Origin of the sequence: Asticcacaulis solisilvae (genome assembly GCF_052327315.1) — a bacterium.
In the GTDB taxonomy this organism is placed as follows: domain Bacteria; phylum Pseudomonadota; class Alphaproteobacteria; order Caulobacterales; family Caulobacteraceae; genus Asticcacaulis; species Asticcacaulis solisilvae_B.
Map to the genome: position 1 here is coordinate 573,949 of NZ_CP166197.1, position 19,969 is coordinate 593,917.

Consider the following 19,969-nt stretch of genomic DNA (forward strand, 5'->3'; position numbering starts at 1 on the left):
TCCCCGTGCGCCGGGCTTTTTTTTGCGCAAAACAAAACCGCCGCCCGGTCTCCCGGACGGCGGCTTTTCAGGTCTGGAAGACCCAGGCTTAGTTGCGCCAGGTGAAGCCCATTTCCCAGGTTGCGCCGCCGTAGGAAATCATTTCCAGGGTCGGCGCGCCGTCCGAATAGGTGTTGTTCGGCTGGATGTTGCGATAGGTCAGCGAGTGACCGATGTTGCGGCCCGAGAAGAAGGCCTGCAGGTTCTTGTTGATCTTGTAGCTCATCTTCATGTCGAGGAAGCTCGTCATGTCGCGGAAGTTCGAACCGCCCGGATTGTAAGGCGTGCGGATCGTCTGTCCGGAGCACTGCTGGAACGCGGTGGGATAGTTGTTGAGCGCGTTCGAGCACGACGAGATATAGTCGAAATAGCCGGCTTGCTTCTGCCAGGTCAGACGCATGTTGAGGCGGCCGTCGTCATACCACAGGGCGGCGTTCTGGGTGAAGTCGCGCTGATATTGCGGCGGCAGGACGGCGCCCGTCACCAGATCGGAAGCAACCTGATAATTGGTGGTGCTCATCGTGGTATAGTTGTAGTCGATACCGAAGTACTTCAGCATCCAAGGCAGCTTGGTGAAGGCCAGCTTGGTCGAGAATTCGATACCGCGCTGCAGGCCACCCGGACCGTTGATCCAGGACGGAACGTTGAAGTCGTAGTCCGAGAAGAACTGGCCGGTTACCGGGTCCTTGGCCGCGCTGCCGGCAAAGAAGGAAGCGGCCGACAGATTGCCGGCGATCGGCTTGCCGGTGATGACGTTGTTGTAGAAGTACGCCACCGATATGTTGAAGTCCTTGTTCGGGTACCACTCCAGCGACTCGTTGTGGTTGATCGCCTTGTAGGGCTTCAGGGCGGGGTTGCCGACGCGACCCGAGCAGGCATTGGTGCCATCTTCCGCCAGATCGGTATTGATGCTCGAGTCCTGACGTTCGTCGATCGTGCAGGTGCCTTGCGGCAGCAGGGCCGAGGGCGACGGACGCGAGATCACGTGGCCGGTGTAGTAACGCGCCACCAGCTGGTCCGGAAGAATCCAGAGGTTCAGGTTGTAGCTGGGCAGCCAGTCGATCGTGTGGTTTTCGAGCGCGGTGTTGAGCAGCACCGAGGTCGTTGTGATGTTGGCATTGGGGTTCGTCGATACCCAACCGCCGTTGATGGCGGTATGCGACAGGGTCATGAAGCCGGTCGCCACGACATCCGTCTTGACGACACGGTCGCCGACGTTGCCGTCGAATTCCAGGCCAAACGGCAGTTGCTGCGCGAAATCGACCATCAGGTACATGGCGTTGGTCTTTTCGCGGAACTGATAGTGCGGCTGCGAATAGGTCTTGCCGTCGTTGGCCACACACGTCTTCATGCAGCTGAAGTCGAAAGTCTGGCCGGTCAGCGCGTTGGCGATGGTGTCCGGATTGAGCAACGGCCAGGATGCCAGGACGTTGCCCTTTTGCGCGTAGTCGCCCATGAAATCATAGCCACGCGTATAGAGCGCGCTGGAAACCAGTGATTTCAATTGGTCCGGCGTGAAGGTGTAGACGCCGGACAGCTGGTTGCTCAGGCTGGTCAGCGCGCTGTTGTTCGCGCCGATAACCGCGCTCGGTGTATAGCCGTACTGGCACGACTGCGTGGAGGTCGCGGTCGGCAGACAATCGCGGTAGTTGACCGTGAGGTTTTCGGTCGGAACGATGACCGGCGCGACATAGCCGGCAGCGCCGACAGTGCCTACGGCAGGGGTCACCGTGTAGCCGCCGCCGCCCCAGCCGTCGCCGCGGTGATTACGGCTCTGAACGCCCCATTGGACGTCTTGCAGGAAGGGCAGCTTGTTATCGAAGTCGTAGGTCAGGTCCCACTTCAGTTGCTTTTCGTTGTCATCCGAGATGCCGGCGCGCCAGGTGACGTTGAAGTTGGTGCCGTACTGCGCGGCCTGCGCGACCGTATAGGCCGGAACGGCGGCCTGCACGGAACTGGCGGACGTCGACGCCCGGGAAACAACCGAGTTCAGACCGGCATATGGCAGGGTATTCAGATCGAAGCCGGACGGGAATTCATAAGCCCACAGGCCCGAAGGCGTGATGGACATGTTCACCGGGCCGTAGGTGTAGTTGACCGCGGTGCGCAGTTGCGCGCGCGACCAGGTCGAACCCGAGTCACCGTAGAAGAAGTCGAGCTTGACGTTATCGTGCTTGTAGTGACCGCCGACCTGCGCCCCCCACGACGTGACCAGCGTATGATAGTGGATCGCGTCGATATTGGCATTGGCGTCGTTCAGGGTGAACGAAGTCAGGTGGTGCGTCGCATCGACCACGGCATTGGTGATGTCGCTTTCCATGCCGCAGCCGGTCGTCGTCTGAGCCGTACCCGTACCGGAGACCGTCGTCGCACAGCCCGGCGCGCTGTCGGGGTAGAAGCCATAGCCAAGGCCGGTCGCCACGGTGCGCGGCGTGTTGTAGATATTGGAGGTCGAAGTGCTGCCGAAGGTCGGAACCGTCCCCGACGAACTACAGATGCCCTGGATACAGATCGAACCCGACTGGCTATAGGCCGGGCTGCCGAGGTTCAGCGTATCGTCGCGGTTGTCGACGGTACGGTTCTTGATATTGCCGGAAATGTACAGGGTCAGATCGTCATTGACGCGGTAGTCGAAACGCAGCTGGGCCGCCAGGCGGCGCTCATAGGCGCGCTTCGAGAAGTAACGGATTAACGACGGCGCATAGTCGTTCCACTGATTCAGACAGGTCGACAGTTCGTTTGTCTGCTCGGTAATCGCCGACTGACGGTTTCCGCTTGCGGCAGAAGAGGTCGATGCGGCCGTAATGGCGTTCAGCTGAGCCGTGGTCAACGAGGGGAAGGCTGCATAGCAGTCCGCCTTTGTGGCCGCGGCTCCCGACTTTTTAACGATGTCGACCGGAGACAAAGAATTGTAGCCTGGAACCGCAACGTTCGCCGCCGTCTGCGTCGGATCAACAACGGCGTTGGCAAAGCTGAAGGTCTTTTCCGGCGACTGGTCGAAGTCGGCATTGCGCGCCGGTCCAGCCTGCCCCGAGGTCTGCGGCTGCTGCTGGTCGGCAACGGTCCGGACTTCGTTGTAGTCGATGTTGCCGCTCATGCCCAGGCGTCCGCCCAGGAACTTGCGCGCGAAGACGGCGCTCCATTCCGGCGTCCACTTGCCGTCGATCGAATTCTGATGCTGATCGACCGTCAGCTGGAAGAAGGGCTTCTTGAAATCGAGGCCGGTCCGCGTCTCGATATGCACGCTGCCGCCCAGGCTGCCTTCGGTCGTCGCCGCGGTCGAACCCTTGATGACGTCGATGCTCTTGACCATGTCGGCCGGCAGTTCGCGCAGATCGGCGCCACGGCCGCCGTCGGCCGCCGTCGACAAGCCGGGCGCCGACAGCGAACCGTTGGTATTCAGGGCACTCATGCCGTCGATATCGACAAGGGTGGTTTCGCCGCTGCTGCCGCGGATCGAGAAGCCCTGGCCTTCGCCGTTATCGCCGCGGTCGAGCGACACGCCGGCGATGCGCGAGATGGATTCGTTGACGTTCTTATCCGGGAACTGGCCGATGTCTTCGGCGACGATCGAGTCGGTCGCCGTCTTGGCGTGCTTCTTGCGATCGATCGACGAACGCTGCGAAGCGCGCTGACCGGTAATGACGATGACGCTGGAATCGGCTGCCGGCTTGTCGTCGGCCTTCTTTTCGGCCGTCTGCGCCGACGCGGCGGTCGAACCGGCGAACAGGGCGACAAGCGCCAGCGCGGTGCTGGCGCGCAGAGTCCCGATACGGCCTGTCTTGGTGAATTTCGTCACGTTGATCCTCCTGGTGCGGTTATACCGCTTTTTGTAACTTTCTACGCCGGCCATCCGGGCGGAGCCGAGGCTACTGCACAATGGTCGGACCTTTGGTCCCGCCGCCGCGAAAACAGCCGTCAGCCCGACAAGAGTCAGGCCATCATGTTTTCACCTTCGATGATTGATAATGACAAGTCAAGGCGCTTGCCGCACTTCCGCCTTGTTTACATCACGCTAATGATCATTTGCGGTCTCTGACGTAACAAAAAGATCACACAAATACCGCCCACGGCGCCAAACATGTAGCGCCCGCAACGAAATTCGTGCCCATGAACGCGCCTACAAAAGGGAATATCGCAGAAATACCAATATATGGCATTGAAAGAAAACGAATTTATTTATTCCTCAGCCGGCAGGAACAAGCGTCGGCAAGGGTCTTTTGCACCACAGCCCCGCACCAATATTACGAAACATTGTTTCCGGTCCGACAGTATAGGTCGGGAATAAAAACCTTATTATTTCAATATGTTCATGTGAAGTGACCGCATCCGGTGCCAACGGCCCGCGTCGGGACGAACTGCGTTCTGACAACAGTCAAAATTGATCATTATCGATCAACGGACTTGCAAAGGCGCCCGCATCGCCTTGTCAGACAATCCCGCCACCGAGATTCGGATTGTAATGCCTGACCTCGGCCTTGAGTGCGCGATAGGAGGATGCGCGGTAACAGGCGATCGGGTCGATGGCCCCGCCGCTGCGCACCCGGGCCATGGCCAGGGCGGCGCGGACGTCGGTTTCGAACGCCAGGCGCAGGCAGTTGTGCGCCATGATGACGTCGTTGTCGGCCTGGTAGCCCTTGAGCGCCACGCGATCGACAATCAGCGCCTTGGCATAGGAGCCGGCAATGGCGCGCGCGGAATTGAGCAGGCTTTCGATCGGGTCGGTGACGTTGTGCGACTGGTCCATCATGTAGGACGGCCGGAAGCTGCCCTTGCCGCGGATCTCGGCCGACACCAGCTCGTTGAACACCAGGAACAGCTGGAACGGATTGACCGATCCGGAATCGAGGTCGTCGTCGCCGTACTTGGAATCGTTGAAGTGGAAGCCGCCCAGCTTGCCGAACTGCGCCAGGCGCGCCACGATCATCTCGATATTGACGTTGGGGGCATGGTGACCCAGGTCGACCAGGCACTGCGCCTTGTCGCCAAGGGTCTGGGCGCACAGGATCGAGGTGCCCCAGTCCTGCACGACGGTCGAGTAAAAGGCCGGCTCGTACATCTTGTGCTCGATGAACAGGCGCCAGTCGTGCGGCAGGTGGCGGTAGACGGCACGCAGGCTGTCGAGATACCGTTCCAGCGAGTCCGTGAATTCGCACTGGCCCGGGAAGTTCGAGCCGTCGCCGATCCACACGGTGATCGCCTTCGATCCCAGCGTATGCCCGATATCGATGCATTGCAGGTTATGCTCGATCGCCTGCTGGCGCGTCTGGGCCTGGCTGTGGCTGAGTGAACCGAACTTGTACGAGCGCTTCTGGCCGGCCTGGTCCTGGAAGGTGTTGGAATTGATGGCATCGAAGCCGATGCCGTGCGCTTCGCCGAACTGGCGCAACGCCACATAGTCATCGGTCTTGTCCCACGGAAAGTGCAGCGAGACACGCGGTGTCAGGCCGGTCAGCTGGTGGACGACACTGCAGTCTTCAAGCTTTTCGTAGACATCGACAGGCTCTCCCGGCAGCGGGAAGCGGGCAAAACGCGTACCGCCGGACACCATGCCCCAGCTCGGCAGACCGACTTCCAGCGCCATCACCCTCGCGACAATGTCTTCTATGTCGATGTTTTCGCGCGCCAGCCGCGCACCCAGCGCCGCGTAGTCGGCGAGGTGAGCCTCCATCAGCCGGTCATTATCCTTGGCAATGACTTCCGGCGGAATTCCCAGCATGGCCCTGTCGATCGCGACAAAACCCATCTACTCCTCCCTGATACACCGGCGTCTGTATGGTTGTCCGCGCCTTGCCCCTAGAAAGCCATGGCCCGCCCCCCGAGTCAAATCACCATTGTCCCCCGGTGTCGTGATCAGACGAAATGCCTTCCTATCGCGTAAACGCGGCCGCATTGCCGGCATCGACATTGAGAATATTACCCGTCGATTTCGCCGCCGCCGGACCGGCCAGGAAGACCACGGCCTCGGCCACATCCTCGGGCAGGACGGAACGCTTGAGCAGGCTGCGCTGGCGGTAGAAATCGTCGAGCTCATCCTCGCGCAGGTTATAGGCGGCCGCGCGCTGCGCCCGCCATTCGCCGGTCCAGATGGTCGAGCCCTTAAGCACCGCGTCCGGATTGACGACATTGACGCGAATGCCGTACGGCGCGCCTTCGAGCGCCAGGCAGCGCGCCAGTTGCAGTTCCGCCGCCTTGGCCGATGAATAGGCCGAGGTATTGGCCGAGGCCGCAAGCGCGTTCTTCGACGCCACGAAGACGATGGCCCCGCCCATGGCCTTCATGATCTTGAAGGCCTCGCGCGACGGCAGGAAATAGCCCTCCGACAGGACGCGGAAGTTCGATTGCCACAGGTCGAGCGAGGTTTCAGACACCGGCGCCGCCGAGGCGATGCCGGCATTGGCCACCAGTATATCCACGCCGCCAAACGCCAGCACGCAGGCCTCGAACGACGCCTCCACACCGCTTTCGTCCGACACATCTACGGTAAAGGCGCGCACACGGTCGGCGGAAAAACGCTTCGACAGGTCCGCCCTCACCGTCTCAAGGCGCGCGGCGTCGATGTCGGTCAGCATGACGCAGCCGTCCTCGGCCAGGATCTGTTGCGCCACGGCGCGGCCGATGCCGCCGGCCCCGCCGGTGATCATCGCCACCTGTCCGACAAAGGCCTTGGGCGCCGGCTGGCGCTTCAGCTTGGCTTCCTCGAGCAACCAGTATTCGATGTCGAACATCTCCTGCTCGTCCAACGCCTTGTAGGTGCCAAGCGCGCGGGCGCCACGGACGACGGTCAGGGCGTTGCGGGCATATTCACCGGCGATGCGCGCGCCGGTGCGATCCGCCGCAAAGGCCAGGGCGCAGGTGTCGCGCACCAGCACCACGACCGGATCGGGATCGCGCAGGGCGGGGCTGTCGTCGTGACGGCAGCGTTCATAATAGCTGCGATAGCGCTGGCGATAGCCAGCCACGGCATCGCGGACATAGGCATCGCCGCCCTCGCCCAGCAGCGGCTCAGGTTCAAGCACCAGCGGCCACGGCTTGGTGCGCAGGAAATGGTCGGGACAGGCTGCGCCCTGGGCCGCATCGCCCAGCATTTCGGGCGAGGCCAGGAAGGCGCGCATGTCATCATCGCTCAAACGCTCGCACAGCTTGGGCCGCACGGAACTGACCAGCGGACGCAGGCGCTCGATCAGGGCGCGCATCGCCGCCGCACCGGGCGCCGGGGCCGGCGTCACAGGCTCAAGCCGCGCATTGATCGCGTCGACGGCCCGGCCGATCAGGTCGATGCTCGCATCGTAACATTCGCGCGCCGTGGCGCCCCAGCTGAACAGGCCATGGCCTTCGAGGACCAGGCCCTTCCAGTGCGGATGGGCGCGCACGGCCTCACCGATGCGCAGGCCGAGGTCGAAACCCGGGCGCTGCCAGGCGATCCAGCCGACCTCACCGCCGAAAATTTCCGCGGTCAGAGCCTCGGACTCATGTGTCGCGGCGATCGCCACGACGGCGTCAGGGTGCAGATGGTCGACATGGGCATAAGGGATGAAGGCGTGCAGCGGCGTATCGATGCTGGCGGGGCGCGGATTGAGCGCAAACGTACAGTGCGGCAGGAAGCCCACCATCTCGTCTTCGAAGGCGCGGCCGCGATAGAGGGCTTCCAGCGCGCGCACGCGGTCGAGATACAGGGTGGCGAAACCGTCGCGGCCCATCGAGCCGAGATCGCCGCCCGACCCCTTGACCCACAGCACCTCCACCGGCTGACGCGTCAGCGGATCGGCATCCATCAGCTTGGCCGAGGTATTGCCGCCGCCGAAATTGGTCACCGACAGGTCGGAGCCCAAAAGGTTGGAGCGATAGAGCAGTTGCCCGGCTTCGTCGAGCCCGGCGGCCGTCGCCTCGTCCCAGCGATTGCCGGGCTTGTTCAACACGCCCGCACGGACGTCCGCAGCCGCGGACACAACGTCCTGTCCGGTGCCCAAAACGACGTCCTGCGACAAGCTCATTGAATACTCCCCACTAATATTATATGTTTTTATGACAAACAGACACACTGTGCTTGAAAACGACGATAACGTTTTGATCGAAAGTTTTCAATCATAATTGGTCAAATAATGACACTGGCCCGCCGAAGCGGAGCCAGTCGTACAGGCAGGCTATGACGGGAAGACGCGATCATAACGCGCAGAACGGGCCGAATTGCGCCGTTCTCGATGTCGGAAAGAGCTTCGCAAAGCTCAGCGTCGTCGCGCCCGGCGGCGCGATCCTGGCCGAACGCCGCATCGCCACGCCGACCTTCAAGGCTCCGCTTTACGACGCCATCGATACCGACGCCATCTTCGCGTGGCTGCTGAAACAGCTGGCCCCTTTCGCCGACCTCAACATCGACCGCATCATGCCGGTGGCGCACGGCGCCGCCTGCGCCTTCATCGACGACGCTGGCGAACTGGTCGCGCCGGTCCAGGACTATGAGTTCGCCATCCCCGAGCCGTTTGCCGGCGAATACGCCCAGATTCGCCCGGCCTTCGAGGAAACCCTGTCGCCGGCCCTGCCGCGCGGACTGAACCTGGGCGCGCAGATATTCTGGCTAAGCCGCCGCGATCCGCAAGCCTTCGCGCGCGTTCGCCACATCATCCCCTATCCGCAGTACTGGGCCTGGCGCCTGAGCGGCGCGATCGCGTCCGAAGTCACCTCGCTGGGCTGCCATTCGGACCTGTGGTCGCCGCGCGAGGCACGCTTTTCGTCGCTGGCGCGCACCGAAGGCTGGGCCGGCCGCTTCGGTCCGGTCAAGTCGGCCTGGGAAACCGCCGGCGCACTTTCGGACGATATCGCCCGCGCGACAGGTCTCAGCCCCGGCACGCGCGTCCATGTCGGCGTGCACGATTCCAACGCGGCCCTGGCGGCACTGCTCAGCGGCTGGCCCGCAGACCGTGAGCCCCCGGCCCTGCTGTCGACCGGAACCTGGTTCATCGCCATGGCGCCGGGTGGGACGCTCGACGGCCTTCAGGCCGGCCGCGACTGCCTGGGCGCGGTCGATGTCTTCGGCCGCCCCCTGCCCTGCGCGCGTTTCATGGGCGGCCGCGCGTTCGAGATCATCACCGGCGGCACGCCGGCCATGAACAACGGCCATCTCGATATCGACGCCCATACACTGAGCGATGTCATGCACGACGCCGCCCTGGCCTTGCCGAGCTTCCTCGACGCCGGCGGCCCCTATCCCGGCCTGCGCGGCGAGATCCGCGGCCTGAAGAACGACACGCCGCAGACGCGTACGGCGCTGGGCCTGCTCTACCAGGCCCTGCTCAGCACGACCTGCCTCGACATGATCCAGTCGGGCCGCGACCTGCTGATCGAAGGCGTGGCCGCCCGCAATCCCCTGCTGTGCGGCCTGATCGCAGCCTTGCATGACGGTCCGGTCTATTGCAATGCCGCCACCAGCGCCGTCACGACGGGTGCGGCAGCGCTGGCCCGCTTCGGCGAAGCCATGCCGCCACGCGTGCTGCACCGCCGGGTAAAGCCCCTGCTCATCCAGGACATGCGCGCCTATCGCGGCCTGTGGGCCTCGGCCGTGACCGAGGCCGTGGCGGCTTAAGGTTTCGGAAAATTGATCGTTACGTTTTCGCGGCCCGCGGCCATGGTATAGGCGCCGCATTCGTTGAGCGCCTGGATGGCTTCGGCTTCGGACAGCTGTGTATGGATATCGACCGCGGCCTGGGGATCGCGCACGATTTCCGGCGCCCGCACCAACACGCCAGTTGATGCAAAGCTGACCGTCAGCCTGACCGGCAAGGCATCGCGTGCGGCCAGCCGCTTCCAGCACGGGGCGATGGCCGCCCACAAGTCGTCACCCGCGCCGGCGGTCTGGCCGTCCCGCCCGGATCCGCCGGCAGCGGCCGCCGGCTGCGTCTTCGATTGTTGTGCCGCCGTTTGCGGTGACGGCGGCTCAGGCGGCTTGACGGAGGGGACAGCAGCATCCGGCGATGTCAGGGCGGCGTCCGCCACCACGTCAACCGTTACCGCAGTATCGGATGTCGCCGGCGTGAAGTCTTCCTGGGGCAACGAAGCCACAGCGGTAGCCAGCTCCGGCTCGGCCTTCAGCGTGGTCAGCTCCACCACAAATCCATGGCCGTCGCCGCCTTCGGCCAGCCCACCACTCCCACCGGTCGACAGCCCTTTCGAGGTCTGCGGCAGGATGAACAGCAGGAAAAGCACGTGCAGCAGAACCGCACCCGTGACAGCAACAGTGCGGCGGCGGCGGTCCGCCGTGACCAAAAGTCGCGATGCCAGCGTCCGGCCAAACGCAAGTGCGCGGCGAATCCGGGGATGCGCCGCGATACCGGTTTTCATACGCTGGATACCGCCGACAAGGCGCATGACGGCCTGCCCTAACTCCCGGAATTACGAACCGGCGTGACGCGTCGTGCTGGTACGATTGCCGGCGGCATCGTACGAATAATAAACGATCGAGCCGTCGGGATAATCAACTTCGATCACGCGGCCAAGCGCATCGTACTTATAGGTCGTCGGCGTCGCAAAAGCCGGCGATACAAGCCCGCCCAGAGCGCCGGCGATAGCCGCCACAAGCAGCGTCTTTTTCAGAGCCGAATTCGACATCATTTCCCCCGCGTTCGCGCGACCCAAGTCCCTTTAGGCTAAGGCAATATTCGTCAGGATTGCAAACACAATATTTCATCTCCGCCGTGTTTTTGGCTCTTGCCCCGGGGGTCGAACTGTGGTTGCTCCTGAGACAGATTTAGTGGGGGCTTTATGCTTAAATTGTCCAGACTCGTGTCACGCCATATTGGCGCGGCGGTTGCAATGGCGTTTGCGGTTAGTCTCTTGGTGGTCGGGACGCGTGCACGAGCGAGTGACCCGGGCGCAGACTATTCCCATATCAACGCTGCGCCTGAATATTCGTTCCGCGACGCCAACAACGTCGACCTCTTGTCAGATCAATTTGCTATGGATCAACCTGTGGTCGGGATTGGTTCCGGGGTTGGCGCCCTCTCGGACAGCGTCCGAGGCCGCGGAAATTATGTTGGCTATTGGGGTATAGGCGTCGACATTGAATCTGACCCTTATTACGGCTCTATTAGACTCTACCAAGCGAACGGAGGACCCAACAGCCAATGCAATACCGATGGCTCCCACGCCCTCTTGCATACTGTTCTTAGCGTCGCTGTGAACGGGTCCTCGGAGACATTTTCGTATCAGAACGGCGGTTTCATATCTCTCAACAACAATGGCGGAACCCTAGTCGACAATGGAAACGATACGGCGACTTATACCTCCAAAGACGGGACGATATACACTTTCACAGATTACAGCCCAACAAATTCCAGCTCATGCCCAACGGTAAATACAAAAATACAGCACTCCAATGGAGTCGTCATATCAATTGCATACATCTTTAGGGGTGGAAAGCTTCTAATAAACTCAGTATCATCAAACATTGGTTATCAATTAAAATACAATTATAATGACACCAACCAACTGACCGGAGTTACGGCCTTCAACAGATCTGTTGATTACTGCGATCAACTCGCAACGGTCTGCAATTTTTCCAAATCTTGGCCAACGGCAAGTTATACGTACTCGTTGTCCAGCGATGGCAACACAGAAAACATGTCGGTGACCGATCAGTACAATAGGTCCACAAAATATCGGCGGGTTGCTGGAGCAATTTATATAACAACACCCGAAAGTCAAGTAACTGACAATATTTATTATAATATTTGTGAATGGTCCGGCTTAAATGTCAAGACTCCCGCCTGCTCAAACACTCGGTTTCCTGCTCCGCAAAACAGTCCAAATTTTAATATTGGGCTAATATACGATGTAACCAAAAATGGAGCGACTTGGCAATATTCTGGATATGTGGCTGGCACTGTACCAAATTACAGCGGACAAAGTGAGTTTACGTCTACTCCGCCATTCGGATTCCCAATGTCCGTACGAAAGTACAATACCTGCTCTTTTGGATGGCCTTGCTTTAGCAGGGAAATCGAAAACAACAAAACGCTTAACTTCGATTATTACACTAACCATAGTCAACTACAAAACGTCGTCGTAGACACTATACAAAGCAACTATAATTTCGATTCGCGAAGTAATTTGATTCAAACTTCGGTTTCGCCAAAGCCTGGCTCATCCCTTTCTGCCATCAATACGTCGTCAAATTACGATAGCGTTTGCGCCAACAGGCTCACTTGCAACCAGCCCAATTACATCGTTGACGCAAACGGCAACAGAACAGATTACACCCACGACGCCACAACCGGCATGATCCTGACTGAGACCGGTCCTACAGATGCGAACGGCGTGCGTCCGCAAACACGGTACGGCTACGCTTCTATGTACGCCAAGGTTTTGAATAATTCAGGCACGTTGGTAAATGCCGAAAGCCCAGTTGTGAAGTTAACCTGCTCCGTAACGGTGCCAAGCACGGCAAGCTACGACCCCGTTCACCCATGTGCGGCGGCGGCTCAATATCAGATTGCAATATACCAATACAACAGCAACAACCTTCTGCTGACGTCCAAGACAATCATGGCTGGAAATGCCGACACCACCCAGCCCTATACGATCAATAATGTGTGGCAAACAACTACGTACACGTATGATTCGGTTGGTAATCTGATTGCAGAAAATCCGATGCCAGGGACGACTTTTCAGACAGTCTACAGATATAATTCTTTGAATCAGAAAATCGGCGAAGTTGGCCCTGACCCAGACGGATCTGGCCCTTTGTCGCGACCAGCAACCCGTTGGACATATAACTCCGCCGGCCAGGTCAAGCTCGTTGAGACAGGCATCATGAGCGGCCAAACTGAGGCCGACTGGGTGAATTTCGTCCCCAAACGCCAAGTTGAAACCTCATACGACCAGTACGGACGTGTCGCCATGGTTAAGGTTTCGGCGAATGGCACCGTCTATTCCGCAGTCCAAACAAGCTATGACGCTTTTGGTCGTGTTTCTTGTACTGCCACCCGCATGAATCCAACAACTTACGGATCCCTTACAGCCACAGACAACGCTTGCGCGCTAAATACGACCAGCGCAACTTACGGTCCGGACCGGATCACCCAAAATGTCTATGATGCTTACGGACGAGTTTCGCAGACTTGGCAAGCCGTCGGCACCTCGGCGCAGCGCGTTTATGCCACCTATTCCTATTCTCTTGACGGCGAGGTCATCGATACGGTCGATGCCAACGGGAACCGCGCGACCCTGGCCTATGACGGCTTCGATCGTCTGGCCGCCCTCTACTATCCGTCGACAACGCGGCCTTCGGCTTATGACCCGTCTACGCCGACCAATGCGCTGGCGACGGCCGGGGCCTACAATCCCAACGATTACGAGACCTACGGCTACGACAGCAACGGCAACCGGACATCGTGGCGGCGGCGCGACGGCAACACCTTCTCGTACAGCTACGACAATCTGAACCATGAAGTGCACAAGGGCGGGTCAGCCATTGCCGACATGGACACAGGTTACGACCTTCTGGGTCACGTATTGTACAAGCGCTTCACCAGCAGCGGCCAGGGTGTGTCATATACCTATGACGCTCTGGGCCGGGTCATCCAGACGACCGACATGAACAGCCGGACGATCTGGTATAGCTACAACCAAATGTCGGCACGGACACAGCTGACCTTCCCCGACATCAACAACTTCACTTATGCCCTCGATAATTCAAACCGGATAAGCACGGTCGGTTTGAACGCCGATTCGGGCCTGGCCAGCATGACCTATGACAGCCTGGGCCGGCTGACGGGCATCGGCCGGCTGGGTGGATCGACGTCGTACGGTTACGACGACATCGGCCGCCTGACGTCGATGAGCAACGACCTCAACGGCACAGGCTACGATATCGGCTGGACCTTTGACTACAATCCTGCGGGCCAGCTCTATACATCGTCGGCTTCGTCCACGGTCTACGACTACAAGGAAACGGTCAATTCCGCCGACAGCCCGACCTATGACGGGCTGAACCGGGATTCGCGTCTCGTGGGCACGACCACGGCCTGTCCGTCGGGCGGCTACGATGCCCACCAGAACCTGATCTGCGACAGCCTGCAGACGCCGAACCGCACCTTCACCTACGATGCCGAAAACCGCATGCTGTCGGGTGTCAGCCCCTCAGCCAATGTCCGGATGGTCTACGACCCGGAAGGGCGCCTGGCCAAGTACTCGGTCGACGGCGGCTCGACTTGGTCGAGCTTCCTGTACGACGGGGTCAACCTGATCGCGATCTACGCCCCCAGCGGCGGCATGAGCGCGCGCTTCCTCCATGGCGGCGGCACCGACAATCCACTGGTCTGGCTGGTGGGTGCCGACAACAACAATATGCGGCCGCTGTATACCGACTATCATGGCAGCGTCATCGCCGACACCGACAGTGCGGGCAACCTGATCGATCTCTACAAGTACGGCCCCTACGGCGAACCCAAGGACATCAGCAACAATGAGTTCTGGGGCGGTTCGCCCTTCCGCTACACCGGCCAGCTCGCCCTGTCGCAGCTTCAGCTCTATTACTACAAGGCCCGCGTCTATGATCCTAGATGGGGACGGTTTTTACAAACTGACCCCATCGGATCAAAAGACGATCTGGATCTGTATGCCTATACGGGCGGGGATCCAATCAATGGTACCGACCCAACTGGCTTGAGGGATAAGCCATGCGACTTCGGTTGCAACATGCGCGTCGCGTTTAGCCGATATGTGCAGGCAGTGAAAGAAGAGTGGAGGCGCGAAGAAAACGATCCGCGCTTCAATGGCGATAACTATAATCCGAGCTTAATGTCTCAAATGGGACCGGCGTTTGCTGAAATCGCAATTCCAATCGAGGCTGCTGCGGGCGCTGGCCAAGCCGGTAGTGAAAGCATTAACATCACCTTGAAAGGAAAGACAGGATGGAGTGATGCCCAAAATGCGGCAGCTGCGCAAAAGGCCGCTAGCCTTGATGCTGCGGCTAAAAATGGCGAATTGACCACTGTCCCGAACCCGACTAGGTCGAGTACTGCGACCAGTGCTTTTAAGCGTCAAAATAATGTTCCGGCGGGAAGCGATGTCGATCATACTATCGACTTGCAGCTTGGAGGCGCAGATAAGACTACAAATATGGCGCCGTTAGATAGCAGTGTGAATAGAAGTTTTGGTGCGCAAATTCAGCAGCAGACTAAGGGCTCACCTGCGGGTACGCCGATCTGTAGTGTAACGTTTAAGTGTACCAATTAGGTTTAATGGATATGATTTCTTTTGGCGAATTCGAAAAATACTTTCGGGTGGACAATACTTCGTCCGAAGCTGTCCCAGATATATATCCAGGGTCTTCCATCATATCTCAGCATGTAAATCCACATTACAGTGGTAAATCATACGGGCGAGGAATATACAGATTTCACGATTTTTCTAAATGTGATTTTTGGACAAAAATTGTGTTGTCTATATTTCCGGAACAAAGAGGAAAGCTTTTTTGTTTTTCTTACGATTGGCTTGGCCGACAATTTGCTTTTGACCCAAACGACCATAATACCATCCACATGGTTGATATTGACCAAGGGGAAGTCCTTTCTATGGAATCTAGCCTGGAAAACTTCCATGATGTCGAATTAGTTGAAAACTCCGACGACATCCTCGCGGTTGGAGCTTTCAACGACTTCTTCGGAGCAAACAGCTCAATCGCAACCTACCAGTCTGTCGGCTATAAAAAGCCTTTGTTCCTGGGAGGGGAGGACCGGAGAGAAAATCGGGAAGTCATCGATATGGAAGTGTATTGGAGCATCGGCGCGCAACTGCTGGACAAGATTAAGCCTTTGGCTGCTGGGACCAGAGTCGATAGCATCAAGCTCCTCTAATTATGTTTTTTTGGCTTAGGGCAAGATAAAAAGCTCGGGATTTCGGGGACATGGCGTAATTGCTTTATCGTGCCATTCTTGAGGTGACGTCGTTTTTGACGCCGCCTGATGAAGGAGAATGGTCATGACCGAGTTTTATGCCGGTTTGGATGTTTCCGACAAGACAACCCATATCTGCGCTGTCGACACTGACGGTAAAGTGGCTTGGCGGGGGGTATGCGTTACTGATCCCGAGATCATCGCGACGCAGTTGAACGCGCGTTGCCCTGACCTCGTCCGCGTCGTTCTTGAGACCGGCACCTTGTCGTCGTTCCTTTATCACGGCCTTCTGGAGCGCGGTCTTCCGGTCGTCTGCATCTGCGCCCGCCATGCCAAGGGCGTCCTGTCGGTCCAGGTGAACAAGAGCGATGTCCATGACGCCGAGGGCCTGGCGCAGATGGCGCGGACCGGCTGGTTCAAGGCCGTGCATATGAAGGATAGCCAGACCCACCTCGATCGGGCGCGGCTCAAGATGCGCGAACAAATGGTCCGGGCTCACAACACCATGGTCAACCAGATGCGCGGCTTGCTGAAACTCTTTGGCTTGCGGCTGGGCGGATCGACCACGCCCGGCATGCGTAACAAGCGTCTTGACTTCCTGTTCCGCCAGAAGCCCGAGCTGCGGGACATCTTCGCACCCATGATAACCAGCCTGACGGCGTTCGAAGCCCAGATCAAGGCGATCTCCGCGACCATCAAACGGCGAGCCCAATCCGATGCGGGAGAAAAGGGGTCAGAGTCATTTACCGCCCGGAGAAAAGGGGTCAGAGTCATTTACCGCCCTTGCAGCCCTCTCCCTTCCTCGATAACAAAAGCCGCACCTGAGATTGCCTCCCAGGCGCGGCTCTTGATGACCGGCTTCGCCGCTTAGACGAAGTGGAAGTCGCTGGCGTCGACCGTCGCGCCGTTGGTGAAGGTCGCAATGGCGATGGCGGCGTGGCTGCCCGTGCCGTCGCTATCCCAGTAGAGGGTGTGGGTCGCGGCGTCCCAGATGAACTGGGCCGAGGCGCCGACCGCCGACGTGCCGGCCGTAAACTCCGACGCCGTCAGGACGTGGCCCGCACCGAAGCCGTAATCGGCCTTCGAGAAGACCAGTTGATCGACGCCGTGGACGAAGTCCTGGATGACATCGAGGCCGTTGGTCGCGGCCGCCGAGAAAACGAACTGGTCAGCGCCGTTGCCGCCGATCAGGGTGTCGGCGCCGGCATTGCCGGCCAGGGTGTCGTTGCCGTCACCGCCCGTAAGAACGTTCTTGCCCGAATTGCCCGACAGGTAGTTGTCGCCGCTGTTGCCTGTGCCGTTGATATTGGCGGTGCCCAGCAGGTCCAGTTCCTCGACATTGGCCGCCAGAGTATAGGTGGCGCTGGACCAGACGGCGTCCCAGCCACTGTTGGCGTTTTCCGTGATGACGTCCTGGCCGTTGGCGATCCAGTAGACATCGTCGCCGGCGCCGCCGACCAGGGTGTCGAGACCACCGGCCGTGGCGTCGATCGTGTCGTTGCCGGCCGCGCCGCCGAGTACGTTGTTGCCGGCATTGCCGTAGATGTAGTTGTCGAGCGCGTTGCCCGTGCCGTTGATATTGGCGGTGCCGATCAGGTCCAACTCTTCGATATGGGCGCCCAGCGTGTAGGTGATCGACGACGCGACATGGTCATAGCCGCCGTCATCGATGCCCGGGGTCGATTCTTCCGAGACGACATCGCCGCCATTGTCGACATAGTAATAGTCGTCGCCCGCACCGCCCTGCATCAGGTCGGCGCCACCGCCGCCTTGCAGGGTATCGTTGCCGGCATTGCCGACCAGGGTGTCGTTGCCCGCCAGGCCGTTCAGATAGTTGTTGCCCGAATTGCCATAGAGGTAATTGATGCCCGCGTTGCCGGTGGCGTTGATATTGCCCGAACCCAGCAGGTCCAGTTCCTCGACATTCGTCGGCAGGGTGTAGCTGACGCTGGACCAGACATCGTCCCAGCCGCCGGACGCGCCGGCATTGGTTTCGATGATGACGTCGCCGGCATTGTTGATCCAGTAGACGTCGTCGCCGTCGCCGCCCTGCAGCGTATCCTTGCCGCCGGCCGTGGCGTCGATCGTGTCGTTGCCGGCCATGCCGCTGAGGAGGTTGTTGCCGCTATTGCCATAGATGTAGTTGTCGAGTTCGTTGCCGGTCGCGTTGATGTTCGCGGTGCCCAGCAGGTCCAGTTCTTCGACGTTCGCGGTGAGCGTATAGGTGATCGAGGATTCGACCTGGTCCCAGCCCGTACCGCCGGCGTCTTCGACGACCACGTCACCGGCATTGTCGACATAGTAGTAGTCGCTGCCGTCGCCGCCGGCCATGCTGTCGGCGCCACCACCGCCCTGGAGGGTGTCGTTGCCGTCATTACCGACGAGCGTATCGTCCCCGGCCATGCCGTTCAGGACGTTGTCGCCGGCATTGCCATCGAGATAGTTGGCGCCTGCGTTCCCCGTGGCGTTGATATTGGCCGTACCCAGCAGGTCCAGCTCCTCTACGTTGGTCGGCAGGGTATAGCTGACCGCTGACCACACGGCATCCCAGCCCCCATCATCGCTGGCATTGGTTTCGGTGATGACGTCGCTGGCGTCGCTGATCCAGTAGACGTCGTCACCATTGCCGCCGATCAGCGTGTCGTGGCCGCCGGCCGTGGCGTCGAGCGTATCGTTGCCGTCCATGCCCTTGAGCACGTTGTCGCCGCTGTTGCCGTAGATATAGTTGTCGCCGGTATTGCCGGTGCCGTTGAGGTTGGCGGTTCCCAGCAGGTCGAGCTCTTCGAGGTTGTCGGTCAGCGTGTAGCTGGCGGTGCTCCATACGACATCCCAGCCGGCGCCGCTTTCGATAATGCGGTCGTCCGAATTCGCAATAATATAGAGGTCGTCGCCGTCGCCGCCGGCCAGGGTATGCGTACCCGCCGCCGTGGCGTCGATCGTATCGTTGCCGCCCAGGCCCATGACGACATTGTCGCCTGCGTTGGCGGTAAGGTCGTTGTCATTGCCGTCGCCTATGACATTGCCCGTGTAGGCGACGAAATTGGCGCGGACAAGATCGGCCGCATCGACGTTTTTCAGAACCATGGCGGTATGGAAACCGAACACGCCGCCCGCGGCGCCGTCCACATCGGTCTGAACCAGCACGTCATGGCCGCTCTGGACGTAGCGGACATAGCCCAGTGCAAATAGGTCGCCTCCCGTGTATCCCCAGTTGCTGAAGGTGTTTATGAGGTCACTGGAAAAATCGACGATGTCGCCGCGAGCGCCCGCGTCAAAGTCGGTAACCGTTATATGCGCCTCCGAATACCAGCCCTCCGTCACGAAGGCGTCGCGGCCGGCGCCGCCGGTGATCCTGGCGCTGCCGCTGCCGCCGCTGAAGTCGTAGACGTCAAAACGGTCAGCGCCGGCGCCGCCGAGAATGGTGACGCCCGCGTTGGGGGCAAGGAAGGCAAAGATCGTATCCTTGCCGGCGCCGCCGTCGATCAGCATCGGACCGTCGGCAAGGCCGATGATAGTATCGTCCCCCGCGTCACCGAACAGGCCGCCGCCGTAGCCCAGGATAAAGTCGTTGCCGGCGCCGCCGAAGACCGCATCGATGCCGTGCGCCGACACGATGGAATCATCACCGCCCAGGCCGAGGATGATGTCGCTGGCGTCGGTGTCGTTGAGCGTATCGTCACCGCTGGTGCCGGTTATAGTGTTGATCACGGATGTCATGGGCGTCCCTCCCCTCAGAATTTGACCATTGCCGCGCCTGTGCGCGGCAATGGGCGGGGTAACAGCCCCTGTCCGTCACACGGACGGCAGGCGGCATCGCAAGATGCCCCCGCACGAACATGGATTGATGGAACCGGCCTACCCCACAAGGTTTCACAGGGTTGCGAAACCGTTAATACCCGACCGTATCAGTCAGGTAACAATAGGCAATTGGAAATTGCTATCGGGCGAAAATGGTCACTGGCCGATCGCGCACCGGGATCCACGCCAAATAACAAAAGAGCCGCACCCGGGGCGATCCCGGGGTGCGGCCGCTCAACGAC

10 protein-coding genes are annotated in these 19,969 nt (G+C 59.8%); 4 read left to right on the plus strand and 6 right to left on the minus strand.

Annotated features, from left to right (window positions below; genetic code table 11):
• Positions 1–88: 88 nt before the first annotated feature.
• From AB8717_RS21305 to AB8717_RS21315, 3 genes are all read right to left on the minus strand, one after another.
• Positions 89–3,838: a TonB-dependent receptor gene (locus AB8717_RS21305; protein WP_443751049.1), complete on the minus strand. Its 3,750-nt coding sequence runs from the start codon at positions 3,836–3,838 to the stop codon at positions 89–91.
• Between the two features lie 630 nt (positions 3,839–4,468).
• Positions 4,469–5,785, minus strand: coding sequence for an L-rhamnose catabolism isomerase (gene rhaI, locus AB8717_RS21310; protein WP_443751050.1), 1,317 nt, complete (start codon positions 5,783–5,785; stop codon positions 4,469–4,471).
• Between the two features lie 124 nt (positions 5,786–5,909).
• On the minus strand, positions 5,910–8,033 hold the full coding sequence (locus AB8717_RS21315; protein WP_443751051.1) for a bifunctional rhamnulose-1-phosphate aldolase/short-chain dehydrogenase: 2,124 nt from the start codon (positions 8,031–8,033) through the stop codon (positions 5,910–5,912).
• Between the two features lie 152 nt (positions 8,034–8,185).
• Here AB8717_RS21315 and AB8717_RS21320 point away from each other — a divergent pair, with 152 nt between their 5' ends.
• Positions 8,186–9,619: an FGGY-family carbohydrate kinase gene (locus AB8717_RS21320; protein ID WP_443751052.1), complete on the plus strand. Its 1,434-nt coding sequence runs from the start codon at positions 8,186–8,188 to the stop codon at positions 9,617–9,619.
• Here AB8717_RS21320 and AB8717_RS21325 read toward each other — a convergent pair.
• Both AB8717_RS21325 and AB8717_RS21330 read right to left on the minus strand, forming a co-directional pair.
• Entirely contained in the window at positions 9,616–10,401 is a 786-nt protein-coding gene (locus AB8717_RS21325) for a hypothetical protein (RefSeq protein WP_443751053.1), read from the minus strand. The two genes, AB8717_RS21320 and AB8717_RS21325, sit on opposite strands and share 4 nt — an antisense overlap.
• A 24-nt stretch (positions 10,402–10,425) precedes the next feature.
• Positions 10,426–10,641 carry an RHS repeat domain-containing protein gene (locus AB8717_RS21330; protein ID WP_443751054.1) on the minus strand — a complete coding sequence of 72 codons (216 nt, stop codon included), beginning with the start codon at positions 10,639–10,641 and terminating at the stop codon, positions 10,426–10,428.
• Between the two features lie 1,332 nt (positions 10,642–11,973).
• On the opposite strand from AB8717_RS21330, the gene AB8717_RS21335 reads away from it, so the two are divergent.
• The 3 genes from AB8717_RS21335 to AB8717_RS21345 all read left to right on the plus strand — a co-directional run bounded on the left by AB8717_RS21335 (position 11,974) and on the right by AB8717_RS21345 (position 16,800).
• The gene (locus AB8717_RS21335) at positions 11,974–15,270 is read left to right on the plus strand and encodes an RHS repeat domain-containing protein (RefSeq protein WP_443751055.1); all 3,297 of its coding nucleotides are present in this window, start codon (positions 11,974–11,976) and stop codon (positions 15,268–15,270) included.
• A gap of 5 nt (positions 15,271–15,275) precedes the next feature.
• Complete coding sequence (locus AB8717_RS21340; RefSeq protein WP_443751056.1) at positions 15,276–15,890, plus strand: hypothetical protein; 615 nt, start codon at positions 15,276–15,278, stop codon at positions 15,888–15,890.
• Positions 15,891–16,014: 124 nt separating this feature from the next.
• On the plus strand, positions 16,015–16,800 hold the full coding sequence (locus AB8717_RS21345) for an IS110 family transposase (protein ID WP_443751057.1): 786 nt from the start codon (positions 16,015–16,017) through the stop codon (positions 16,798–16,800).
• Here AB8717_RS21345 and AB8717_RS21350 read toward each other — a convergent pair.
• Entirely contained in the window at positions 16,797–19,646 is a 2,850-nt protein-coding gene (locus AB8717_RS21350) for a beta strand repeat-containing protein (RefSeq protein WP_443751058.1), read from the minus strand. The two genes, AB8717_RS21345 and AB8717_RS21350, sit on opposite strands and share 4 nt — an antisense overlap.
• Positions 19,647–19,969: the final 323 nt, after the last annotated feature.

Coding starts and splice junctions, on each gene's coding strand:
- AB8717_RS21320 (WP_443751052.1), top strand. CDS start 8,186: ATGACGGGAAGACGCGATCATAACGCGCAGAACGGGCCGAATTGCGCC.
- AB8717_RS21345 (WP_443751057.1), top strand. CDS start 16,015: ATGACCGAGTTTTATGCCGGTTTGGATGTTTCCGACAAGACAACCCAT.
- AB8717_RS21325 (WP_443751053.1), bottom strand. CDS start 10,401: ATGCGCCTTGTCGGCGGTATCCAGCGTATGAAAACCGGTATCGCGGCG.
- AB8717_RS21315 (WP_443751051.1), bottom strand. CDS start 8,033: ATGAGCTTGTCGCAGGACGTCGTTTTGGGCACCGGACAGGACGTTGTG.
- AB8717_RS21330 (WP_443751054.1), bottom strand. CDS start 10,641: ATGTCGAATTCGGCTCTGAAAAAGACGCTGCTTGTGGCGGCTATCGCC.
- AB8717_RS21335 (WP_443751055.1), top strand. CDS start 11,974: ATGTCCGTACGAAAGTACAATACCTGCTCTTTTGGATGGCCTTGCTTT.
- AB8717_RS21350 (WP_443751058.1), bottom strand. CDS start 19,646: ATGACATCCGTGATCAACACTATAACCGGCACCAGCGGTGACGATACG.
- rhaI (WP_443751050.1), bottom strand. CDS start 5,785: ATGGGTTTTGTCGCGATCGACAGGGCCATGCTGGGAATTCCGCCGGAA.
- AB8717_RS21340 (WP_443751056.1), top strand. CDS start 15,276: ATGGATATGATTTCTTTTGGCGAATTCGAAAAATACTTTCGGGTGGAC.